Consider the following 1,797-nt stretch of genomic DNA (forward strand, 5'->3'; position numbering starts at 1 on the left):
CAACAGATTGTTGGCCAAGAGCGCGTGCAGGTTGAGGATCGTATAGCGATTGAACCCGATGTCGTCGGCGTTGCCGACGAGAAATTCAATTGCATCTTTGTGGTTGAGGATCATCTGCGCTTCGCGCTGGCCCCGGCCTTCAGCGGCCTCACCGAAATCCAGCAGGCGCCGGGTGTCGAGCAGCGAATATGTGTTGCCCTCCAGCCGACTTGAATTCCACGCGAGATCGATCAGCAGGCGGTTCAGGATCTGCTTCGCGTAAGTCCCGGCGGCTGCGGCCTCGATCTTGGGTTTGCCGACCAATGCCAGATGCTCGCGATGCTGCGGGCCTAAATAGTAGGTTTCGTTCGGCCGGTAGCTCTCGAGAAAGGCGCGATCGTAGCCGACGGGAATTCGGGCCGTGATTGGTTGGCGGACATAGGCGAGGGCTGTCTTACCCTCTGGTGATATGGGGATGATGGTCGCCAAGACTGGCTCGGCGGTAGCACCGCCGCCGAGGTGGTAGCGTGCGGCGCGGCCATCTCCGGCAAGGCGTAATCGACCAGCATCAACCAGCGCGCGAAGGCGATATTGGAGTGTGCGCCGCGCACCGGGAATGGCGAGTATCGCTGCAATCTGTGCTACCGACGCGCCACCGTCGTGCCGAGCCACGGCGGCCACGATGGCTGCCAGTTCGGCGTCGGGAATTGGTCTCGCCACATGAACCCCTTTGTTGCGCGAACCATAAAATGCGCAACTAAAAAGTCAATGCGCAATCTTACCGGCTATATGGCTTCAATGGTAGCAGTGATCGCATGCCTGACTTCATGATGCCCGATTGCGGACGGGTTCAGGCAAGGTTCTGCCGGGACATTCTGCCCGGCACAATGCCGCTTATCGACGGTCGGTCACTCATCTGCCAGCGCGCTTTCGATCCTTGCCCTTGCGGTCGAGGTCAAGCGTCGCACCGCGAACAGGCGGGCTATTTCGGCAGGGTCTTTGCTGCCTGCAGACTTCAGTTCTGCCTTGGCTATGTCCTTGATCTGGCGAATGTGATCTTCGCTGGCCGGGAACCGAGCCGGTACGCCCTTCGCGGCAGCGTTCTGGTCATTCCAGACAAATGGCGTGGCACCACCGTCGGAAACAACATGGTGCTGATTGCACGCAAGATGCATGACGCGATTATGGATGCGGCTTCCTGATCTTTGAAAACCGTGCGCGCGGGCAATGCGGTTACCCAACTGGCTTTCTGCGATCGGACCTTCTTGCTGAACCACATGCGCGATCAGTTTGCGCAACGCCGGATAGTAGCTGGATTCGTAGGAAATATCAGGTTTTATCAGCGGGGGAGATCGCATTGCGGCCTCTGGGGCCTGCCTGGTGGTCATGCCGGAGGCGCTGCTGGGCGGTTACCCAAAGGGAGAGCAGTTTGGCACGCGGCTTGGCTATCGAACGCCGGAAGGGCGCGACGCCTTTGCGTCTTACCATGCCAACGCAGTCGACATGGACGGCCCGGAATTGGCCGCTCTCTCCGCAATGAGCGCGCGCACCGGCGCTACACTGGTGCTTGGCGTGATCGAACGCGCAGGGTCGTCGCTGTTCTGCACCGCCGTGTTCATCGAGCCTGAACACGGGGTCGTTGCCAAACACCGCAAATTGATGCCGACCGGCACCGAACGCCTGATCTGGTCGCAAGGCGATGCATCGACCATGCCCGTTGTGGACAGCCGGGCGGGCAAGCTCGGCGCGGCGATCTGCTGGGAAAACCACATGCCGCTGTTCCGCACCGCGATGTATGCAAAGGGCGTCGAAATCTGG

3 protein-coding genes are annotated in these 1,797 nt (G+C 60.3%); 1 reads left to right on the forward strand and 2 read right to left on the reverse strand.

Features of this window, described 5'->3' with window-relative positions; all coding sequences use genetic code 11:
- Window positions 1-699 (reverse strand): winged helix-turn-helix domain-containing protein (locus P4L78_RS10640; RefSeq protein ID WP_309328044.1); only part of this gene is annotated, 699 nt, incomplete at its 3' end.
- 188 nt (window positions 700-887) lie between these two features.
- Complete coding sequence (locus P4L78_RS10645; protein ID WP_309328045.1) at window positions 888-1,337, reverse strand: DUF3320 domain-containing protein; 450 nt, start codon at window positions 1,335-1,337, stop codon at window positions 888-890.
- Between the two features lie 28 nt (window positions 1,338-1,365).
- Between P4L78_RS10645 and P4L78_RS10650 the strand changes: the two genes are divergently transcribed.
- Window positions 1,366-1,797, forward strand: a 432-nt coding sequence (locus P4L78_RS10650; protein WP_309328046.1) for a nitrilase-related carbon-nitrogen hydrolase, incomplete at its 3' end; no start/stop codon positions are given.

It is taken from the genome of Silvimonas sp. (assembly GCF_031291215.1).
Taxonomy (GTDB): domain Bacteria; phylum Pseudomonadota; class Gammaproteobacteria; order Burkholderiales; family Chitinibacteraceae; genus Silvimonas; species Silvimonas soli.